Origin of the sequence: Mesorhizobium sp. M7A.F.Ca.CA.002.05.1.1, assembly GCF_003998335.1 — a bacterium.
Lineage (GTDB): Bacteria > Pseudomonadota > Alphaproteobacteria > Rhizobiales > Rhizobiaceae > Mesorhizobium.
The window spans coordinates 1-539 of record NZ_RZQI01001602.1 but is presented as its reverse complement, the minus strand read 5'-3'; the positions used below and the strand labels follow the sequence as shown (position 1 = coordinate 539).

At 65.3% G+C, this 539-nt stretch carries 1 protein-coding gene; it reads right to left on the bottom strand.

Translation table 11 applies throughout. The annotated features are described in order from the left end of the window. Nucleotides 1–539 (bottom strand): cytochrome ubiquinol oxidase subunit I (locus EN939_RS37280; RefSeq protein WP_164751654.1); only part of this gene is annotated, 539 nt, incomplete at both ends.

Sequence of the window (539 nt, the reverse complement as noted above, 5' to 3'; positions counted from 1 at the left end):
CATGTAGACAACGACGAAGATGGCAAGCGTCGTTGCCACCGCGCCGGCCGCGACCGGCGCAACCGCGTCGATGGTGCGCAACTGGCCATAGATGACCCAAGGCTGGCGGCCTGCCTCGGTGGTCGTCCAGCCGGCGAGCACCGCGATGAAGCCGAGCGGCGTCGTCGCCATGGTGATCAGTTGGAACCAGCGTGTGTCGTAGAGGCGATGGCTCCAGCGCAGCGCCACGCCGGTGACGGCGGTGGCGAGAAGGATCAGCCCGATGCCGACCATGATGCGGAAGGCGAAGAAGACGATCGGCACATAGGGCTGGTCCTCGCGCGGCACCGCCTTCAGGCCCTCGACCTCGCCGTCCCAGGAATGGGTGAGATAGAGGCTGGCAAGATGCGGGATGTCGATCGCGTAGAGATTGCGCTGCTCCTCCATGCTGGGCCAGGCAATCACGGTCATCGCGGGTCCCTTGGTGGTGTCCCACAGCCCTTCCATCGCGGCGAGTTTTATCGGCTGATAGGCAAGCGTGTTGCGTCCGTGCAGGTCGC